We start from the raw sequence: 19,663 nt of genomic DNA, 5'->3' as shown, positions 1-19,663 counted from the left end.
CGGCGGTTCTGCGGTCAGGCCGGCAGGCCGAGGGTCTTGGTCTCGAGGAACTCGCCGAAGCCCTCGTCGCCGAACTCGCGGCCGAGCCCGCTCTGCTTGTATCCGCCGAACGGGGCGTCGGGCGCGAACCAGACACCGTCGTTGACGCTGATGGTGCCCGCGCGGATACGGTGCGCGACAGCGGTCGCCCGGTCGAGGTCCGCGCTGTGGACGCTGCCGGAGAGGCCATAGACGCTGTCGTTGGCGATTCTGACCGCGTCGTCGTCATCCTCGTAGGGAATCAGCGACAGGACAGGGCCGAAGATCTCCTCCTGGGCGATGACCGCCTTAGGGTCGACGTCGGCGAACAGGGTCGGCTCGACGTAGTACCCCTTCGGCCGCGGAGACGGCGTGCCGCCGACGACGAGCCGCGCTTCGGACTTCCCCTTCTCGATGTAACCGAGTACGCGTTCCCGCTGGGCCGCGTTGATCAGCGGCCCGACGATCACGGCCGGGTCGGTGGGATCGCCGGCGCTGACCGATTCGAACGAGGCCGTGGCGATGGACACGCCCTCGTCGTACCTGCTGCGCGGCAGCAGCATCCGGGTCGGCAGCGCGCAGCCCTGACCGGCATGCGCGCACACCGAGACCGCCGCACCGACGACGGCGGGGAAGTCCGCGTCGTCCAGGACGATGTTCGCCGACTTGCCGCCCAGCTCCAGGCATACTCGCTTGAGCTGTTCGGCCGCGGAGGCCATGATCGTGCGGCCGGTGGCCGTCGAGCCGGTGAAGGTGACCATGTCGACCCGCGGATCGGCGACCAGCCCCGCACCGAGACCGGGGTCGCGCCCCGAGATCACGTTGACGACGCCGGCCGGGATGTCGGTGTGCTCCGCGACCAGCCTTCCCAGTTCCGTCCCGGACCAGGGTGTGTCCGGAGCCGGCTTGAGCACCACGGTGCACCCCGCGGCGAGCGCGCCGACCAGCTTGAAGAGGTTCAGCGGCAGCGGGTAGTTCCAGGGCGTGATCGCGGCGACCACCCCGACCGGCTCCCGGAGGATCTTGCGCCGGGCCGGCACGCCGGCGAAGGTGTCCCCCACGCCGAGGTCCCGTTCATAGGGGTAGTTCACCGCGAGATCCGCCCAGTACGCCGGGGCGTCGAGAACTGTGTCGAGCCAGATCGAACGCGTCAGCGCGACGGGCACGCCGGCCTCCTGGACGGTGACCGTTCGCAGCGTCTCCTTCTCCTTGTGCAGCGCCTCCCGCAACTGGCGGAGGCACCGCGCGCGGAAGTCGGCGTTCGTCGACCAGTCCGTCGCGTCGAAGGCGCGTCGTGCCGCGCCGACGGCGGCGTCGAGATCCTCCGCCGCGGCGTCGGCGGCCTCGCCGATCGGCTCCTCGGTCGCCGGGTTCACGTTGGGGTAGCTGCGGCCCCCGGTCGCGCGCCGCAGTCGTCCGTCAATCAGCAGGTCACTCACTGAACCGCCTCCTAAGACCCGGTGCGTCGGCCGGTCAGGAGGCCGGAGCGGACTTGCCGGTGAAGTAGCTCTCGACGTCCGGGAGCGTGGCGAGGTGTTCGAGCAGGCCGGCCGGGTCGAAGTAGTCGGTCCAGCGCGCGATCTTGCCGTCGCGCACGACGAAGACGCCGACGACGGGGACGGTGAGGATCTCCTCGCCGGCCTGGGTCCGGCCGACATCGATCCGCTCGGTGAAGACGACGTCACCGTCGGCGGCGATGTTGAGCAGCTGGACGTCCATCACGTAGTCGCCGAAGACCCGCTGGCTCGCTTCGTGCTTGCCGACGATGTCCTCGATGCCGACGGCCGGCGGGAAGCCGCTGTTGCCCCACTCGGCGTCCTCGGCCAAGGAGGCGCGCAGGTGGTCGGGCACCTGTGTGATCGGCTTGTGCATGCCGTCGAGGAACGCCTTGACGATTCCGATGTTGCTCATTGGATCTCCACATCTGTCGGACCGGATACCCGGGACGGTTGATCGCGAACTGGTCAGGGCGCGGTGAGCAGGGCCGCCGCGGTCCCGCCGAAGAATTTCGACTTCTGCTCCTCCGTGAGGTCGGCGACCGCGGGCTGGAAGGTGTCGACCGCCTTGAGGAAGCCCTCGCTGTGCGGGTAGTCGCCGCCGAACAGGATGTTGCCGCCGAGGCCCGATTCGACGTAGTCGGCGAGCGGTTCCACGGGGTTCACCGTCGAGCGGAAGTGCTCGTACAGGTACTCGCTGGGCGCCCTCTTCAACGTCACCGTGTTACGGCGGAAGAAGCCCTCCACGCGGTACGACACGTCCAGGCCGGGGCCGTTCACCACGCCGCCGACGCTGCCGGGGATGCCGGTTCCGCCGGAGATCAACGGGTTGATCCACCCGGCGGTCAGCTCGACGGTGACGAACCTCAGCGAGGGGAAGCGGTCGAAGACGCCGCCGAGGATCAGGTCGGCCACGGCGACCTGGACGCCGAGGTGGCTGAAGACGAAATCCAGCGGGCCGAACAGCGCGTCACCGTCGGCCTCGAACCACCCCTCCGGCAGGCCGGAGGCGCGCACGTCGCCGTCCTGGATGTGGAACACGGGGATGATCCCGTTGTCGACGAAGGCCTTCCAGGCACGGTCGTGGTCCGGGTGCGACATGCGCCGGCCGTCCACCAGCCCGTAGGAGATCAGCGCGAACCGGACGCCGTTGCGGGCCAGGTGGACCAGTTCGTTCTCCAGCCAGGCCGGGTCGCCGCCGCGCAACGTGACGTGTCCGGTCGGCTCCAGCCGCTCGCCGCCCTCCTGCTTGACGCTGGCAGCCCACCTGTTCCACGCCGACAGGTTGGCCCGAACGATGTCGAGCCGGCCACCGAGCTGGCGGCCCCAGAGGAAGCCGAAGTGCGGCAGCAGCAGCGCCTTGTCGACTCCCTGCTCGTCGAGCTTCCCCACTCGCGCGCCCGGGTACTGCAGATCCTCCGGGACGTCGGCGAGGTAGTCCGTCTCCGGCGACAGGTGGTCCTTCCAGCGCTGCCAGGGGGTGACATGGGAGGCGAAACCGTCCTCCGGGACGGTCTTCGCGTAAATGTAGATCCGCTGATTGGCCGCGCGCGAGAAGACCCACGGGAAGCCCAGCTCGTCCCGCTCCACCGTCAGCGCCAGATCGCGCTCGTCCGGTGCGGTGTGGTCGACCCACATCTGCGGGTACTCGAAGAGATGCTGATCGAAATCGAAAATCACGGCATGCCCCTATCCACGCGCCAATTCGTTGGCTGATTCCTAGCGCTACTAAAACGCCCGCCGCTCGGGCCGACAAGCGGCCGGAATTCAAATGGTGTCAGCGGCTTCGGGAACCCAGTCGACCAGCGACACGCCTGGTGCGCCGTCGCGGAAGACAGCCCGCATCGCCATATCCGCCACAAGCGCGGGACGGCCGGGAAGGTAGCCGGCCAGTCGGACCCGCGGCACGTCCCGCAATTCCACGAGGACGACCGTGTAGGGCACCGGGAACGCCGGGTGCACCTGATGTTCGGCGACGGTCCACGCCACAAGCCGAGCTCGTGGCGCGACCGCCTCCCATTCGACGCGGGTGCTGTGGCAGCGGTGGCAGATGCCGCGCGGCAACTGGATGAGCTCACCGCACCGCGCGCAACGACAGACCGCGATCTCGCCGCGCCGCGCCGCCGCCCAGAACCCGCCGGTGTCCGGATCATCGACCACCGGCAGCGGCGCGGACGTCACGGCGTGTTCAGCGCTTCGAGCTTGGCGACATCGAGGTTGTACAGCGACGCGGCGTTGCGCCAGAGGACTTTCTCGCGATCCGCCTCGGGGAGGCCGCCGAGGCTGTTGTCGATCGCCTCGGTGATCTCGTCACCGGCGAGACACGTCTGGTGCGGATAGTCCGTCTCGAAGAGCAGGTTGTCGGTGCCTATCGCCTCCACGTGCCAGGGCTGCAATTTCTCGTACCAGAAGTTCGCGAACACCTGCCGGCGGAAGTAGTCGCTGGGCAGCAGGTCACTGGCGGCGAACTCGGGCCGCTCGACCCACGGCTCGTACTTCTTGTAGTGGAAATCGAGCGACTCCAGCAGGAAGGGGATCCACCCGATCGCGCTCTCCACCGACACGAACCTCAGCCGGGGGAACCGGGCCAGCACGCCGGACATCAGCAGGTCGGCGACTCCGATTCCGCTCTCCATGAAGAAGCTCGTGGTCAGTCGCGCCAGCGTCGCCCGCCAACCTTCCTTCTCGATGCGCTCCGGATTCAGGTGCCGGCTCAGATCGCCGCCGCCGACGTGGAAGCTGATGGACAGGCCGACGTCCTGGGCCGCCGCCCACATCCGGTCCCAGTACGGGTCCACGAACAGCGGCTGGCCGTGCTCCTGCGGCTTGCCGGTCGAGACCAGGCCCTTGTGCCCGAGCGCCGCGCAGCGCTCGATCTCGGCGACCGCGGCGTCGACGTCCCAGTACGGGATCAGCGCCAGCGAGAGCAGGCGGTCCGGGTCCGCACCGCACCAGTCGAGCAGGAAGTCGTTGTACGCCCGCAGCGCGGCGGTCTGGAATTCGAGCGCGTCGGAGCCGGCCGCCGCGAAGATGTTCGGCCCCACGAAGCCGAGGTTCGGGAACAGCGCGGCGGCCTGGATTCCGTAGGAGTCCAGGACCTTCAGCCGCTCGGTCGCGTCGTAGGCGGACGGGTGCATCTGCTCGTAGGTCTGCGCGTAGTCCGGGAACCGCGGCGAGCGGATCGGCCGCCCGTTCTCATCCGGCTCCATGATGCAGGTGCCGACGGTGAACAGCGGTTTGCCTGCCATGCACCAGTATTCGCCCTGCCGGTCCTCGATCCAGCGCACCTCGGGGATCAGGTCGCCCCATCGATCGCGGGACATCCGGCTGGTCCACAGATCACGCGGCTCGTTCACGTGCGTGTCAGTGTCGATAATGAGCGGGACACTCATCACAACCTCCACAGTCAGAACTACATTTCCCAGAATTCCCGGTGTCGTGGCATCAGACGAGACTCACGAATTCAGATGAAGCAAGACCGCCCACCGCAAAAGGCTTTTCAGACACCGACGACGAACGCGGCGACGGTGGTGACGGAACCGCCGAGGTTCAGCAGACCGACCCGCCGGGCGCCGGGAACCTGGTGGTCACCGGCCCGGCCGCCGACCTGCCTGGCGCCGTCGAGGAGCATGCGCACGCCGGTGGCGCCGACGGGATGCCCCAGTCCCAGCAGCCCGCCGCCGGGGTTGACGGGCAGGCGGCCGCCCGGCTCGATCGTGCCGTCCTCGACCGCCTGCCAGGCCTTGCCGGGAGGGGTGACCCCGAAGTGGTCGAGGGCGACATACTCGGATATCGAGAAGCAGTCGTGGGTCTCGATGGCGTCGAGTTCGTACGGACCGGAGATACCGGCTCCGCGGAAGGAGTCGACGATCGCCGTGCGCAGGTGAGGGAAGAGGTACTCCGCGCGGACGCCGGCGGCCAGCTTGTCCTCCAGCAGCATCGTGCCGGTGCGGTGCCCCCAGCCCTGGATGCGCGGCACGGACTCCAGCGCGATGCCCCGCGCTCGGGCCCATTCGCCGGCGGCCCTCTCGGACGCCAGGACCACCCCGGCCGACCCGTCCGTGATCCGGCCGCAGTCCTGCTTGCGCAGAATGGCGCCGACACGGGGATTCAATTCGTCGTCGGCACGAAAGGAGCCTTCTGCGAATTCCCACGCCCGCGTCTGCGCGTTGCCGTTGCGCCGGGCGTTGCCCACGTTGATCTCCGCGATGCGACCGAGGTGCCGGTGGTCGAGCCCGTACCGGTGCTCGTACTCGACCGCGACGCGGTCGAACATGCTCGGCCAGGGGAACGGCTCGTCCACGATCTCGCGGCCCGTCCAGGCGGCGCATCCCAGTCGAACGCCCGCTTCGGGCCCGGGGACGCTGCGGAGTACCTCGGCGCCGAGGACGAGCGCGGTGCCGTAGCGGCCGCTCTCAAGGTCCGACATCGCGGCGAGGACGGCCATGCTGCCCGAGGCACAGGCGGCCTCGTGCCGCGAGGCGGGTTTGCCGGCCAGGTCCTGATGGACCGCGGTGACCAGGCCGCCCATCTGCCCCTGGAAGTTGAACAGTTCGCCCGCGAAGTTCCCGACGTGGATGACATCGACTTCCGCGGGCGCGATTCCCGCGTCGTCGAGCGTCTCGAACGTCGCGGACTCGATCAGCGGGTAGACGTCACCGCCGGGCGCCTTCTGGGCGAAGTCCGACTGCCATCCGCCGAGTATGAAAACCGGAGTGGGCACACTCGTCCCTTCTGTAGGTCAGCCCGCGCGCAGGATGAGCGCGCTCGAGCCCGGGCCGGGGATTCCCGATGTGACGAGGCAGGTCTCCGCGCCGGGAACGGGTGCCGTGGATTCGCCGCGCAATTGCCGAACCCCTTCGACGACGTGGCTCATGCCGTGGACGTAGCCGTCCGCGAGATTTCCGCCGGACGTATTGAGCGGTAGCGATCCGCCGGGTTCCAGTGCTCCGCCGGCTGCGAACGGACCACCTTCGCCCGGGGCGCAGAAGCCGTAGTCCTCCAACTGCATCAGGACGGTGATGGTGAAGCAGTCGTAGATCTGGGCGACGTCGATGTCCGCCGGTCCCAGGCCCGCGTCGCGGTACAGCCGCCGCGCCAGTGCTCCGCCTTGGTTGATCAGCGGGCCGCTCAGCAGATTCCCCCAGAGACCGCCCAGCCGGGGCTCGGGGAGATCGCCCTGTGTCACCGCGCGGATGAGCACCGCGCGCTTGGGGCCGTCCTGCGCCCGCTCGGCGGAAGTGACGACCACCGCCGCGGCGCCATCGGTCTCCAGGCAGAAGTCGTACAGGCGCAGCGGGTCCGCGATCATTCGCGCGTCCAGATACCCGGCCATCGTCAGCGGGTGGCCGTACCGCTGCGCGGCCGGGTTCTCGTTCGCGCGTGCGTGGCAGGCCAGGGCGATATGGCCCAGGTGCTCGGCGGTCGTCCCGAACTCGATCATGTGACGGCGGGCGAACATCGCGTACGCCATGCCGGGCGAGACCAGGCCGTATGGCATCAGGTACTCAAGGTAGGCGCCGCGGCCGCCGACGCTGGCGCCGGCGGCCCAGCCCTGGCCGAATCGCCTGCCCGACCGTCCGTTCAGCGAGCGGAACACCAGCACGTTGGTCGCGCGCCCCGCGAGGATCGCGTCGACGGCCAGCCCGACCATCCCGCAGGGCGCCGCGCCCGCCCAGCCGCCGGACGCCCAGAACGCGACGTTGGGCATGCCCAGGGCGGCGGCGACGTCCGCGTGCAGGGCTTCGTCCATCTCGCAGCGCACGATGCCGTCGATGTCGGACGGGGCCAGGCCGGCGTCCCGGATCGCGCCGAGCGACGCTTGCGCGGCGAGGGTGAGCACCGAGCGACCGGACTCGCGGCTGAAGTCCGTGGTGCCGACCCCGGTGATGGCGCACCGGTCGCGGACGGAGGCGGTCACCGCCGCTCCCAGGTCACGTCGGCGAGCTCGCGGTCCCACGTCGCGGGTGTGCATCCCTGGTCGCGCAGCAGGTTCTTCCGCACGTGCCCGGTCGGGCTGAGTGGGAGTTCGTCACGGAATTCGATGTAGCGCGGAAGCGCGAAGTACGGCACGCGCTCCTTGGACCACTCGAAGAGTTCTTCGGCGCTCAGGTCCGATCCCGCTGCCCGCACCGCGGTGACCTTCAGGTCGTCCTCGGAGAGTTCGGACCGGACGGCGTGCACCGCGACCTGCCGGATGTCCGGATGTGCGGCGTAGGCGGCCTCGACCTCCTTACTGGAGATGTTCTCGCCGCGGCGGCGCAGGTAGTCGTGCTTGCGGTCGACGAAGTAGAAGTAGCCGTTCTCGTCGAACCTCCCCAGGTCACCGGAGTGGAACCACAGGTTCCGGGTCGCGTCGAGTGTGGCCTCCGGGCGTCGCCAGTAGCCCTTGAACATCACGTTCGGGCGACGTGGCCGGCACACCACCTCACCTACCTCACCCACTGGCAGCTCGTTGTCGCTCTCATCGACGATGCGCACCTCGAAGTCGGTCTCGTTGGTGCGCCCGGCGCTCGCGGCAGGTGAGTCGTCCTGCGCGGGCTGGAATGTCATCGGGAAGACCTCGGTCATGCCGTACCCCTTCGATCCCGGGGTCGTGACACCGAATCGCTCGCGCCAGACCTCCTGCAAGGCGGGCGAGAACGGGACGCAGTGGACCATGCGGATCTGCCCGTAGCACCGCCGCATCTCGGGGGTGTCGGGCTGCTGGGCGATCATCACGGGCATGGCGCCGATCATGTTCACCACTCGCGCACCGGTCCGTTCGATCTCCGGCCAGAACCCGGACACGGAGAAGCGCGGGGCGAGTGCCGCCGTGCCCCGCACGAGCATCGTGGAGATGATCGTCATGGACAGGACGTTGAGGTGGAACATCGGCAGCGGACTCCAGTTCACCTCCGCGGAGGTGCGCTGCGTCTGGACCAGGCCGCGCCGGGCGATGTTGACGGCGTACCCGTGGCTGATCATGCAGCCCTTGGACGGCCCGGTCGTTCCCCCGGTGTAGGTGAGACAGGTGAGATCGTCGGGGGTCGGGGCGTACACCGGTGCGGTGAGCGCCCGCAGGTGGTCGGCCAGGGGCTCGATGCGCAGGCCGTCCCGCCGCCAGCCGAGCGGCTCGCCACGGTGCAGCACCCGGGCCACCCCGGGCAGCCGGTCGGAGATCGCGGTGAACCGCTCGACATGGTCCTGTTCGCAGATCACCACGGCGGAGCCGGCATCGGTCACGACGTGGCGAAGGAACTCACCCCGCAGGGCGGTGTTCGTGCCCACCCACACCGCGCCGAGCAGGTTGGCGCCGAACCACGACGCCACGGCATCGATGTGCGTGTCCTGCATGCTGACGATGGTCTGTCCGGCGCTGACGCCGAGCGCGGCCAACCCACCGGCCATATCCTGCGCGCGCTGCCAGACGTCGGCGTACGAGTAGGTCTCACCGTTGAGGTCGAGGAACGTTCGGTGAGGGTCGTTCTCCACGCACCGCCGTAGCAACTCAACGACCGTGACCCGGTCGTGGTCGGTGGGACGTGCGCTCATCGTGATCCTCCCGTGAAGGCTGCTAGCACCAACCTCGCCCTAGTGGAGTAGGCGTTCCAGATACGCCATTTCAGATTCCTGCACAACGTCCGGCGCACCTTCTGAAATGTCGGCCTCGGCCCATTCCGGTGGCGCCGGCGCACGAGTCGCCCCGGTGACGAGCCGGCGATATCCGAACTCGAACGGACCCTTTCCGCTCTTGGTACAGCGCACCCTTAGCCCGGAGACCGGATCGGCGTACCGGACACCGGCGACCACTCCATGTTCGGAGGCGGTATCGAGCCGGGCGCTGCAGGGGACCGGCCGCGCCGTACGCATGCGCATACCGCAGCACACCAGCACGCCGTCCGCCGTGGCGGCACCGATCACGACAACCATGGCGTCGCACGAGACGCACTCGAAGCTCTCACCCGGCCGCATTCGCGCGCTCCCCTTTCCCTCGGGTCATTGTCAGCACGGCGCGCATCGTGATCGCCGCCGCGTTCGATCGCCGCGACGGCGGCCATTCGCGCTGCGACCAAAAATGCGCCGCGCTTGAGAGGACCGGCAAGTGGCCAGATCTCAGATGACGATCGCCGGCTCGACGCCGGCACGCTCCGCCTCGCCGTCCGGCACCGCCGACCCGTCATGTGAAAACGCCGCGCTTCCCGGCAGGAATCGGTGACGCGACGATCTACCCGGAACAGCCGCGGGGACGGGTGGAGGCACTGAAATGATCGAAGTCGATCTCGGTACGGCGATTCTGCGACTGGCGATCGGCGGAACCATGCTGGCGCACGGACTCAATCACGCCTTCGGCGGAGGCCGCCTGGCCGGCACCGCACGGTGGTTCGAGTCCATCGGCATCCGTCCTGGAAGGCTGCACGCCGCGACGGCAACGACGACGGAGGTGGGAGCGGGACTGCTGCTGGTGCTCGGCGCCCTCACGCCGCTGGCGGCGGCGGCCGTCGTCGGGACGATGGGCGTTGCCCTGATCGCCAACCACCTGCGCAACGGGTTCTTCATCTTCCGGCCAGGAGAGGGCTATGAGTACGTGCTGATGATCGCACTCGCCTCGGCGGCGCTCGGCGCGCTCGGCTCGGGTCGCTGGTCCGTCGACCACGCGGTGGGGTTCCATGTCGATGGCTGGGCCGGCCTGGGCATCGCCTTCCTGGGCGGAGGCTTCGGCAGCGCCGGCGTACTGGTGACGTCGTGGCGCCCCGGACGGGCGGCCGGCCGGGACTAGAGGGCGCCCAGGATCATCGCGCTTCCGGCTACGCCCGTCACACCGTCCCCGGGCCGGACAGGCAGGTGAGGTCCTCAACAGTCTCCACCAGCGCCTTTTCGAGCCGCAGCCGACGGCGCGGCGTCAGGCCGGAGTGGAAGCAGATGGACAGCGCGGACGGCGACCGCAGACCGCGCAGCGGCAGGGCGACGCACGAGATGCCGTAGCGGTACTGATCATGGCTGTGGGCCATCGGCGAGCCGGCCGCCTCCCGCATGAGCAGCAGCGGGTCCGCTACCGTGCGCGCCGTGAATCGCGCGAGCGGTGCGGTGAGCAGTTCGTCGCGGCGCACCGGATCCAGCTGCCCCAGGACGGCCTTGCCGACCGCCGTGGCGTGTATCGGCAGGCGCATGCCCACCCACAGATCCGGGGCGGGGCCCTTCCGGCTTAGCGACAGGTGCGACAAGAGGACGTCTCGACCGTCCAACTCGGCGACTACGGCGGTGGCGTTGGTCAGGTCCCGCAACTGCGAAGTCGTCTCCCTCAACACACGCACGATACGAGCCTGACGCTCGAGTTCGGCGGTGGAACGAAATTGGGGGCCCAGCGCGTAGAGGCCGCTGGCAAGCCGCCCCAGGTAACCCTCGTACACCAGCGTACGTAGCAGGTGGTAGGTCGTGGGCAGGCCGAGCCCGGTGGCCTTGCTCAGGGTCCGGGCCGTCATCGGCCCCTGCTCCGCGACGGCCTCGACCAGGCGCAATCCACGTTGCAGGCTCTGGATGAGTGTGAGGCCCCGCCCCGCCCCCTCGTCGTCGGCATCGTCGCCTGCCGTCCCGGCGGTCCCGGTCTTCAGGATCAGGTCTCGCATCGGTTCGCGTCCACGGCGGCGACCGCGGACCGGGCGCCGCCACCGCCGACGGCGTGGAGCGCCGGACCGAGCACGTACGAGCCGTCTCCGAGCCGGACAACGTATTTGTCGTGCAGCAGCGTACGAAGAAGGTGATAGACGGTCGCCAGGGGGACGCCCGTGTAGCGCGCAAGCTGCTTGGCATGCACCGGGCCCTGCTCTCCGACCGCGTTCATCAGCCGCAGTCCCCGCTGGAGAGAACGCACCATCGACTGATTGTCACTCGTCATCGTCGCCTCCGACGCTCACCATGTTGATGGTTCTCACATTTGGCGTACATCGAAGTGTAAGAGGGATTTACATTGCCCACAAGCAAACGTTCTGGGCCGGATGGCCCCGGTTTTCAGATGGCTATAACGAGCACCAGAACGGGCGCGGGGCGTCGGTAACATTGTCGGGTGGCCAAGTCAGGGAGGGCGCGACGCGCACTAGCCGAGTCCAAACGCGGGGCTTACCACCATGGCAACCTGCGCGGCGCCCTCATCGACGTCGCCATCGAGATGATCGGAACATCCGGGGTATCCGGGTTCTCCATGGCGGAGGCATGCCGGCGGCTGAACGTCACGGGAGGCGCTCCCTACCGGCACTTCGCCGACCGTGGCGCGCTGCTCACCGCCGTCGCGGTGCGGGGCTGCGAAACCCTCGCCACGCTCCTGAGGCCGGCTGCCGACGAGCGGACGGATCCCGTCGATCATCTCGCGCTGCTGGCCCGGGGATACGTGCGGTTCGCCGCCGAGTACCCGGCCTTGTTCGACACCCTGTACGCCAAGGAAGTCTTCTTTCCGGGCAACGTCGAACTCGCCGAGGCACTGCTCCCAGTCGTCGAAGCGTTCGTCGTCCCCGCGCGCGCGCTCGAAGGCACGTCCCCGCAACTGACACTGCGACTGGTCGTCGGTGTCGCGGCGGTCACTCACGGATATGCCGCGTTCCTCCGGACGGGCTCCTTCACCGGCAGCGACGACCCGTTCCGTGCCGCCGCTGACAACGCCGCGCTCGCCACCCGAGCGCTGATCGCCGGACGGGAAGAGTTGAAGGCCGAACGAAGGGCGCCGGAAATGATGCTTGCCGGGCTGTCGGCGGACCTGTGGGTCAAGACCGCGGCACGAGTGCTCGCCGGGGCCGCCCAGTGACCACCGCCCGGCGCGACACCGTCGCCGACACAAAGGTTCCAGGCCCGGCGGACCTCTTCGATCTGGCGGGGAGGACCGCTCTCGTCACCGGAGCGTCGAGTGGCCTCGGCGTGAACTTCGCGATCGCGCTGCGACACGCCGGGGCATCGGTCTACGTCGCGGCGCGCCGGGTGGACAGGCTGAACGACCTGTGTGCCCGGCACCCCGGCCTCACCGCAGTCGCGTGCGACGTCTCCGACGAGGGTTCCGTCGCCGAAGCTGCGGCTCGGATCAACGGCGAGGTCGGCGCCCTGGACATCCTCGTGAACAACGCGGGGACGAGCGTGCCGGGCCGCGCCGAGGACGAGTCGATGCCGGACTTCCGGTACGTCATGGACGTCAATGTTCACGGCACCTTCAAGCTCACCCAGCTGCTCGCCCGGCCGATGCTCGACGCCGGCCGGGGGAGCGTCATCAACATCGCATCGATTCTGGGTCTGGTGGCCGCGAGCCCCAACCGGTTGGCGAGCTACTGCGCGTCCAAAGGGGCCATCATCAGCCTCACCCGCGAACTGGCCGTCCAGTGGGCGCGGCGCGGCGTCCGGGTCAACGCGATCGCACCCGGCTTCTTCCCCAGCGAGCTGACCACCGAGCTCATGGACGGACCGGGCAACGACTACGTCACGCGCAACACGCCGATGGGGCGCACTGGCGACCCGAACGAGCTGCTGGGAACGCTACTGCTCCTCGCCAGCGACGCCGGCACGTTCATCACCGGTCAGGTGATCGCCGTCGACGGTGGCTGGACCGCTCGCTGACCGGCCGCGGGCTCACGGCTTGAACTCCCCCGGGGCGTTCAACGGCCGGACGCCCTTCTTGCGGACGACGACGTCGCCGAGAACCCTCGCCTGGCAGGCGAGCCGCACCTCACCCGCACACCACCGCGATGCCCCGCAGTGCCGCAGGGCATCGCTCTCGGTCGCCGAAGGCGGGGCCAGCCCCGCCGCCTCACCGATCACCTCGAAGTGGCAGATCGTGCAGCTTCCCTCGCCGTGGCACAGCGTCGGCCATCGGTGACCCTGGCGCACGGCGGCGTGCATGACGGTCTCGCCGGGTTCCGCCTCGAAGGCGATGCCGGACGGCTCCACCCGAACGGTCAGCGACGGCACCGGCAGCCCGTCAGCGCTCCTTCGCAAGGTACTCGCCCAAGACTCGGTGCATGTTCGCGACGTTGCCGTCGGGGCGACCCCAGATCGGACCGGAGAATCCCCGCGTGCGGACGCCCAACTGCCAGATCGGGAGGTTGGTCAGGTCCTGCTCCAACACGACCCCCCAGTGCTCATAATCGCGCCAGTCGTCGACCTGGACGAAGCTGGGCTCTGGCGCCTCCCGGCCCTCACCGACGAACTTGAGCTCGTACTTGTCCCAGTAGCACGACTCCGGGTTCTGGCCGTCCGGACGCCATCTGAAGACCAGGATGTTGCCCGCGTTGCAGGGAATCGTGATGTTCGGGAACAGATTCCACAGCGGTCCAAGTGCGATGTCGCGATCGCTGTACGCCGAGAGATCGATGCCGTTGGCGATCGCCTCTTCGCGACGCAGATTCGCGAAGAACTCGGTCATCGAGGCGTCCTCGGGCAGCGCGTTCACAACGGGGACCAGCGCGCGCATCGCCGCGACGTCCTCGTCGCTGTAGAGATTGGCGGAGGCAAGTTCCGCCACTGCTGCGAGAAGGACGTCACCGCGGTCGAGATCGTCCGCGTCGAGACGCTTGCTGGGCGTACCCATCGCCTGTGGCCCGAAGCGGTGCATGCCGTGGATGCCGTGCTGCTCGTATTCGAGTGACGTATCGTCCACGTAGCGAAGCGCCTGCGGGTGCGTGCCTATCGCGTGATAGGTCTCGATGAACGCCTCGTGCGCCAGCTTCCAGTTGCAGGCGATCTTGGTCGTGACCTTTGAGAGCAGCTTCATCTCGCCCATCCGGAAGTGCGCGACCTTTTCCGGTACGACCCCGAGGAAGTCGCGCAGGGGTGGCGCGGCACCGTCCATGTTGACGAAGACGAGCCCGGCCCAGGTGTCGACCTGGACCTCCGGAAGTCCGATCCGGCTGGGGTCGATCGCGGCCGGGTCGAAGTCCTGCGGATCGGTGACCTCCTTCAGCGATCCGTCGAGGTTCCAGCACCACGCGTGGGAGCGGCAGCGCAGTTCGGTGGCGTTGCCGCAGCCCGTCTTGAGCCGCATCCCGCGGTGTTGGCAGGCGTTGTGGAACGCCTTGAGCCGGCCGTCGGTAAGCCGAACGATCAGAATCGACTCGCGGCCGACTTCGTACTCGAGGTAGTCCCCGCTGTGCGGGACCTCGTCGACGTGGCAGGCGAGCTGCCAGACGTAGGGCCAGAGCCGCTCATACTCCAGACCCAGGTATTCCGGCGAGGTGTACCGCTCGGCGACCCCCACTTCCGGCGAGGGACTGCGGTATCCGGTGGTGGAACTCGTGGTCTTCGTCATCTCGGTCGATCCTTTCTGGCGAATCATCCGTTCAGACTGAGAATCGCCTCCTGCCTGCGGGGATGCGAGACTCACGACTTCAGATGAAGCAACGGCGGATGGTCGTTCAGACGCGGGCCACGTCCAATCCCGGCCGGCTCAGTTGACCTTGCGGGTGCGCCCCGCCCAATAGGGCTCGCGTAGCTTGAACTTCTGCAGCTTGCCGGTGGCGGTCCGCGCAAGGTGGTCGACGAAGTCGATCCGCTTCGGGCACTTGTAGCCGGCGAGCCGGGTACGGCAGTGCGCGATCAGATCCTCCGCCGCCACCTCCGAGCCGTCGGTCATCACGAGTGCCGTAACCAGCTCGCCCCACGTGTCGTCCGGAATACCGATGACGGCGACCTCCCGCACGGCGGGGTGCGACATCAGCGCGTCCTCGACCTCGATTGAGCTGACGTTCTCGCCGCCGCTGATGATGACGTCCTTCTTCCGATCGCTGATGACGACGTAGCCCTCGTCGTCGATGGCTCCCCCGTCGCCGGTGTGGAACCAGCCGTCCGTCTGTGCCCGCGCGGTCTCCTCCGGCTGGTTCCAGTAGCCGTCCAGGTTGTGGTTCGTGGCGGCGAGCAACTCCCCGCTAGCGTCGACCTTGATCCGCACGCCCAACGCCGGAACACCCGCGCGGGCGAGCCTCCTGGCCCGCTCGATCGACGGCAGCCCGTCCCACTCGGCCCGGCCGCGGTTGATCGTGAGCAGGGGCGACGTCTCGGTCAGGCCGTAGATCTGGAGGAACTCCCAGCCCAGGTCATCGATGACCCGTTGAATGGTCCTGGTCGGCGGGGGCGCCCCGGCACTGACGACCCGAACCCGACCACGTCCCGGGACCTCGCCCTCCCAGGCCGGAAGCGCGTCGATGATCGCGTTCAGCACCGCGGGCGCGGCGCACATGAGGGTCACGCCATGCTCTTCGACGCGACGCAGAATCTCGTTGCCGTCGATCTTCCGCAGCGCGACGTGCTTGGCTCCGACTCCGGTGATGGCGAACGGCATGCCCTATCCGTTGCAGTGGAACATCGGCAGGGTATGCAGGTACACGTCGCGATCGCTGATGGTCGTGTGCATGCCGAACACCACGGCGTTCAGCCAGAGGTTCCGATGGGTCAGTTGGACGCCCTTGGGCCGGGCCGTGGTGCCCGAGGTGTAGTTGATCGAGGCGGTGGCCGCTTCATCGGGCCTTTCCCAGGGCCGTGGTTCGACGCCGTGCAGGAACATCGATTCGTCGTCGCCCAGCAGGAACCTGTGCTTGACGTCCAGCGTATCGAGCGCGTCCTTCAGCGACGGGTCGGCGTAGACAACGTCCGCCCCGCAGTGACTCACGATGTACTCGATCTCCGGTTGCGCCAGGCGGAAGTTGATCGGCACGAGAACGCGCCCGTATGCCGGAACGCCGAAAAACGACGTGAACAGCCGCGATGAATTCTGCGAGATGACGGCGACCCGCCCGCCGACCGGCACATCCAGCGAGTCGAGGAACGCCGCCTGCGCGCGAGCGTGCTCGGCTATTTCCCGGTATGTGAGCGCCGGCAGCGGCGAAGCGGGCTGATCCGGTTCGTCCACCATTCCAGTTCGGTCCGGGTAGACGTGCTCGGCTCGGTCGAGGAAGTCCTGGACCGTCAGGGCGTAGTACACGCGCGTACCTCCGGTGGAAGCGGTCAGACGTTCGAGGCGGCACCGGCGGGTGACGATTCGGCGGGCGCGAGATGCGCCATGAGGAATTCCGCCGCGGCGGCGCGCTGCTCCGCGCTGCGTGAGACGGCCAAGGATGTCCAGTACACGCCGTGCGCGAGGCCGTCGAACCGCCGTGTCGCCACATCGACGCCGGCCTCGGTCAGCAGTTCGCCGAGCAGCTCGGCCTCGTCCCGCAGGGTGTCGAGCTCGTTGGTGATGATGAACGTGGGCGGCAGCCCGGCCAGGTCGGCCGTGTCGAGTGCCAGCCGCGGGTCGCGGAGGTCGTCGTCGCAGCTCATGTACTGCTCGCCGCACCAGGCCAGATCATCGAGTTCGATCAGGTAGCCGGTAGCGAACCGCTCGCGTGACGGCGTCGCGATGGTGGCGTTCACCAGCGGGTAGATCAGCAGCAGCGCGCTCAGCGGCACACGATCCTGGACTGCGCGTAGCGCCGCTCCGGCCGCCAGATTGCCGCCGGCGGAGTCTCCCGCCAGCGCGAGGCGTGCGGGGTCGCCTCCATGCTCGGCGATGTTGTCGACCGTCCAGCGCACCGCCGCATAGACGTCGTCGTGCGCGGCGGGGAAACGGTGTTCCGGCGCGCGCCGGTAGGTCACGGACACGACGACGGCGCCGGTGCGGACGGCGAGATCGCGGGCGACCTCGTCCGCGACTTCGAGGCTGCCGCCGACGAAGCCGCCGCCGTGGACGTAGGCCACCACGGGTAGGCCCGTCGCATCCGGCTCGGGGTTGTAGATCCGCAGCTTGTGCGCGGGATCGGGACCATAGGCGTGGTCGGAGATCTCGGCGACCTCCTTCTTCGGCGCCTGCAGGTCGGCGAAGGACTCCACTACCGCTCGTGTGCCGTCGACACCGGCGTGACGGAAACCGGCGTAACCCTGCTGTTTGAGGGCCTCCACGAGGAAGGCGACCGAAGGGTCGAGCGCGGGTGCGCCGCTCGCGGAGTCCAGGTCGCTGCTCGTGGCGGCGAACCGGAACCCGCGATAGCCGTTCTGCTCGACGTTGTCGCTGATCGCCCGGTAGCGGGGGGCTCCGCCGCCGTACGGCAGAATCTTGCGGGGCTTACCCGGGATGTTCGCACCCATGTAGTACGACGACGGGGTGTTGGGCACAAGGGTCATGGCGCCGATCGCATTGGTCTCGGTCACCCACTGCCGCTGTGCCTGCATCGTCGGGTCGACGACCGTGTGGCCGCGTTCGCGCATGTAGCCGATGATCCGGCTGATGTAGTTGATGTGATCTTCGATGCCGAGGGCCGCGTTGTACAGCACCGAGGGGCTCTGCGGGCCGGTGACCATGAACAGGTTCGGGAAATCGTGCACGGTCAGTCCGAGGTAGGTCTGGGGTCCCTCCGCCCAGGCGTCGGCCAGCCGCAGTCCCCGCCGGCCGGTGATGTCCAGTGCCAGCAGCGGCCCGGTGAGGACGTCGAAGCCCGTGGCGAGGATGAGCACGTCGAGCGGGTGGACCGAGCCGTCGGCCAGCCGGACGCCTTCCGGGACGACCGAGTCGATCGGGTTCGCCTTGACGTCGACGATGTGCACGTTGTCACGGTTGAAGGCCTCGTAGTAGTCGATCTCCAGCGGCGGCCGCTTGGTCCCGTACGGGTAGTCCGTGGGCGTCAGCTTGGCGGCCTTCTCCGGGTCCTTGACCTTCTCGCGGATCTTGGCGCGGATGAATTCGGCAGCCAGTTCGTTGGACTCGGCGTCCACCAGCAGGTCGGCGAAACTGTCGATGAAGAACCGCAGCCCGCCCCGGTTCCAGCGGTCGTTGAAGACCGCCTCCCGTTCCTCGGGAGTGGCCGCTTTCGCCGACGGCCGCACTTCGTCGTAGGCGACGCCGAGGAAGTGGTTGCGAGCCGCTTCCCGGATCTCGGCGTACCTCGCCTTCTCGTCCGCCTCCTCCGCCGGGTCGGTCGGGTAGTTCCCGACCGGCGTGACGTAGTTGGGAGTGCGCTGGAAGACGGTGAGGTCGCCGGCGTACTTGGCGACTTCCTGGATCACCTGGATGCCGGTCGAGCCGGTGCCGATGACGCCGATGCGTTTGCCGACGAGGTCGACGTCCTCGGTCCAGTCGCCTGTCAGCAGCGCCTGCCCGGCGAATGTCTCAAGCCCCGGAAAGTCCGGCTTCTTGGGCACGGAAAGGGTGCCGGCGCCCGAGACGAAGTACCGCGCGGCAGCGGTCCGGCCATCGTCGGTCACGACCCGCCAGAGGTCCGCCTGGTCGTCCCACGTCACCGAAGCGACCCGCGTGTTGAAGCTGATGTCCTTGCGTACGTCGAACCGATCCGCGACGTGCTGCAGGTAGCGCAGGATTTCGGCCTGAGCGGGGTACCGCTCGGTCCAGTGCCACTCCTGCTGCAGTTCGTCCGAGAAGGAATAGGAGTAGTGCACGCTCTCGATGTCGACCCTTGCCCCGGGGTACCGGTTCCAGTACCACGTTCCGCCGACGTCGCCTGCGACGTCATAGGCATGGACCCGCAGGCCCAACTGGTCGCGGAACTTGTGGATCGCGTAGATACCGGCGAATCCGGCCCCGACCACGATGACGTCGTAGTCGGGCTGGTCGGTGTCGGGCATGTTCACTCCTCGGATGTCCGTACCGCCGCCAGTCTGCGTGCCGCACCGAAGGTGAGAAACGGCCCGAATTTCGGATAGTGCAACTACACGCGGCCGACCGTCTCCCGTTCACCCTTTTGAAATGACCAGCCTGTTCCGCGACCACCGTGGCCGTTCCACGTGGCCCTACGACCGGCCGCGTCACACCGCTCGGGAATCAGAGCGGAAACATCGCCAAGCCCGCGGCCATCCCCACCAGCCGTCCCGACACAACGGTTCCTCGTCACCGTGCACCCCGTTGGTGCCACAGTCGCGCGGGCGCGGGTGAAGCTCGCTGCCGGGTCATCGGTCACAGCAGTGGAGGGTAGGAGTTCGGGCTAGATGATGTGTGGTGTCGCGGAGCCGGTGGACGGGCTGACGGCTCATGACGTGGGCGTGGTTCGGCGGCCCCACCGGAAACGCCGCACTGCTCCAGTGAGCGGGCTGTGCTGGTGCACCCTGGCCGCGACCTCGATGCTCGGCGTGGGTCAGGAGCGGGAGTGGTGGGGAGGCAGGGTGGGGGCGGTGTCGGTCCAGCCCTGGCGGCGGACGAGGGTGTAGCCGTCGAGTTT

At 68.4% G+C, this 19,663-nt stretch carries 18 protein-coding genes and 1 pseudogene; 3 read left to right on the top strand and 16 right to left on the bottom strand.

Annotation, left to right across the window (positions count from 1 at the left end; genetic code table 11):
• Positions 1 to 14: 14 nt before the first annotated feature.
• The 9 genes from ACH01S_RS31055 to ACH01S_RS31015 all read right to left on the bottom strand — a co-directional run bounded on the left by ACH01S_RS31055 (position 15) and on the right by ACH01S_RS31015 (position 9,467).
• Positions 15 to 1,457: an aldehyde dehydrogenase family protein gene (locus tag ACH01S_RS31055; protein ID WP_067899763.1), complete on the bottom strand. Its 1,443-nt coding sequence runs from the start codon at positions 1,455 to 1,457 to the stop codon at positions 15 to 17.
• Positions 1,458 to 1,491: 34 nt separating this feature from the next.
• Positions 1,492 to 1,929: a limonene-1,2-epoxide hydrolase family protein gene (locus ACH01S_RS46235; protein WP_067899760.1), complete on the bottom strand. Its 438-nt coding sequence runs from the start codon at positions 1,927 to 1,929 to the stop codon at positions 1,492 to 1,494.
• Positions 1,930 to 1,982: 53 nt separating this feature from the next.
• Complete coding sequence (locus ACH01S_RS31045) at positions 1,983 to 3,194, bottom strand: amidohydrolase family protein (protein WP_067899758.1); 1,212 nt, start codon at positions 3,192 to 3,194, stop codon at positions 1,983 to 1,985.
• A gap of 87 nt (positions 3,195 to 3,281) precedes the next feature.
• Positions 3,282 to 3,695: a Zn-ribbon domain-containing OB-fold protein gene (locus tag ACH01S_RS31040; protein WP_067899755.1), complete on the bottom strand. Its 414-nt coding sequence runs from the start codon at positions 3,693 to 3,695 to the stop codon at positions 3,282 to 3,284.
• Entirely contained in the window at positions 3,692 to 4,837 is a 1,146-nt protein-coding gene (locus tag ACH01S_RS31035) for an amidohydrolase family protein (protein WP_169809389.1), read from the bottom strand. Before ACH01S_RS31035 ends, ACH01S_RS31040 begins: the two co-directional genes overlap by 4 nt.
• A 176-nt stretch (positions 4,838 to 5,013) precedes the next feature.
• Positions 5,014 to 6,237: an acetyl-CoA acetyltransferase gene (locus tag ACH01S_RS31030; RefSeq protein WP_067899750.1), complete on the bottom strand. Its 1,224-nt coding sequence runs from the start codon at positions 6,235 to 6,237 to the stop codon at positions 5,014 to 5,016.
• 18 nt (positions 6,238 to 6,255) lie between these two features.
• Positions 6,256 to 7,434: a thiolase C-terminal domain-containing protein gene (locus ACH01S_RS31025; protein WP_174564927.1), complete on the bottom strand. Its 1,179-nt coding sequence runs from the start codon at positions 7,432 to 7,434 to the stop codon at positions 6,256 to 6,258.
• Positions 7,431 to 9,047: an AMP-binding protein gene (locus tag ACH01S_RS31020; protein ID WP_067899748.1), complete on the bottom strand. Its 1,617-nt coding sequence runs from the start codon at positions 9,045 to 9,047 to the stop codon at positions 7,431 to 7,433. Before ACH01S_RS31020 ends, ACH01S_RS31025 begins: the two co-directional genes overlap by 4 nt.
• Before the next feature lie 39 nt (positions 9,048 to 9,086).
• Positions 9,087 to 9,467 (bottom strand): hypothetical protein, encoded by a 381-nt coding sequence (locus ACH01S_RS31015; protein ID WP_067899746.1) that lies wholly within the window; start codon positions 9,465 to 9,467, stop codon positions 9,087 to 9,089.
• A 292-nt stretch (positions 9,468 to 9,759) separates the two neighbouring features.
• On the opposite strand from ACH01S_RS31015, the gene ACH01S_RS31010 reads away from it, so the two are divergent.
• The gene (locus ACH01S_RS31010; protein ID WP_067899743.1) at positions 9,760 to 10,272 is read left to right on the top strand and encodes a DoxX family protein; all 513 of its coding nucleotides are present in this window, start codon (positions 9,760 to 9,762) and stop codon (positions 10,270 to 10,272) included.
• A 37-nt stretch (positions 10,273 to 10,309) separates the two neighbouring features.
• On the opposite strand, the gene ACH01S_RS31005 is transcribed toward ACH01S_RS31010, so the two are convergent.
• Positions 10,310 to 11,119, bottom strand: a complete 810-nt coding sequence (locus ACH01S_RS31005; RefSeq protein ID WP_067899740.1) for an IclR family transcriptional regulator — start codon at positions 11,117 to 11,119, stop codon at positions 10,310 to 10,312.
• Entirely contained in the window at positions 11,107 to 11,388 is a 282-nt protein-coding gene (locus tag ACH01S_RS31000; RefSeq protein WP_148344524.1) for a helix-turn-helix domain-containing protein, read from the bottom strand. The genes ACH01S_RS31005 and ACH01S_RS31000 overlap by 13 nt, the downstream gene beginning before the upstream one ends.
• A 168-nt stretch (positions 11,389 to 11,556) precedes the next feature.
• Here ACH01S_RS31000 and ACH01S_RS30995 point away from each other — a divergent pair, with 168 nt between their 5' ends.
• Together ACH01S_RS30995 and ACH01S_RS30990 are read left to right on the top strand one after the other, a co-directional pair.
• Positions 11,557 to 12,288 (top strand): TetR/AcrR family transcriptional regulator, encoded by a 732-nt coding sequence (locus ACH01S_RS30995; protein WP_148344525.1) that lies wholly within the window; start codon positions 11,557 to 11,559, stop codon positions 12,286 to 12,288.
• Positions 12,285 to 13,085, top strand: a complete 801-nt coding sequence (locus tag ACH01S_RS30990; protein WP_067899732.1) for an SDR family oxidoreductase — start codon at positions 12,285 to 12,287, stop codon at positions 13,083 to 13,085. The genes ACH01S_RS30995 and ACH01S_RS30990 overlap by 4 nt, the downstream gene beginning before the upstream one ends.
• 12 nt (positions 13,086 to 13,097) lie before the next feature.
• Here the strand turns inward: ACH01S_RS30990 and ACH01S_RS30985 are convergent, their stop codons facing one another.
• The 5 genes and pseudogenes from ACH01S_RS30985 to ACH01S_RS44650 all read right to left on the bottom strand — a co-directional run bounded on the left by ACH01S_RS30985 (position 13,098) and on the right by ACH01S_RS44650 (position 19,073).
• Complete coding sequence (locus ACH01S_RS30985; RefSeq protein ID WP_218010458.1) at positions 13,098 to 13,463, bottom strand: 2Fe-2S iron-sulfur cluster-binding protein; 366 nt, start codon at positions 13,461 to 13,463, stop codon at positions 13,098 to 13,100.
• Positions 13,447 to 14,772, bottom strand: a complete 1,326-nt coding sequence (locus ACH01S_RS30980; protein WP_067899728.1) for an aromatic ring-hydroxylating oxygenase subunit alpha — start codon at positions 14,770 to 14,772, stop codon at positions 13,447 to 13,449. Before ACH01S_RS30980 ends, ACH01S_RS30985 begins: the two co-directional genes overlap by 17 nt.
• Before the next feature lie 138 nt (positions 14,773 to 14,910).
• Positions 14,911 to 15,381, bottom strand: coding sequence for an AMP-binding enzyme (locus ACH01S_RS46860; RefSeq protein ID WP_342787072.1), 471 nt, complete (start codon positions 15,379 to 15,381; stop codon positions 14,911 to 14,913).
• Positions 15,355 to 16,440 (bottom strand): annotated as a pseudogene (locus ACH01S_RS46225) (AMP-binding protein); the annotation flags it as partial. The gene ACH01S_RS46860 and the pseudogene ACH01S_RS46225, both read right to left, overlap by 27 nt.
• A 23-nt stretch (positions 16,441 to 16,463) precedes the next feature.
• A complete protein-coding gene (locus ACH01S_RS44650) occupies positions 16,464 to 19,073 on the bottom strand; it encodes a flavin-containing monooxygenase (protein WP_067899914.1) in 2,610 nt (869 codons plus the stop codon).
• Positions 19,074 to 19,663 lie beyond the last annotated feature (590 nt).

The organism is Actinomadura chibensis NBRC 106107, assembly GCF_001552135.1.
In the GTDB taxonomy this organism is placed as follows: domain Bacteria; phylum Actinomycetota; class Actinomycetes; order Streptosporangiales; family Streptosporangiaceae; genus Spirillospora; species Spirillospora chibensis.
This window is presented reverse-complemented; position numbering and strand designations above follow the sequence as displayed.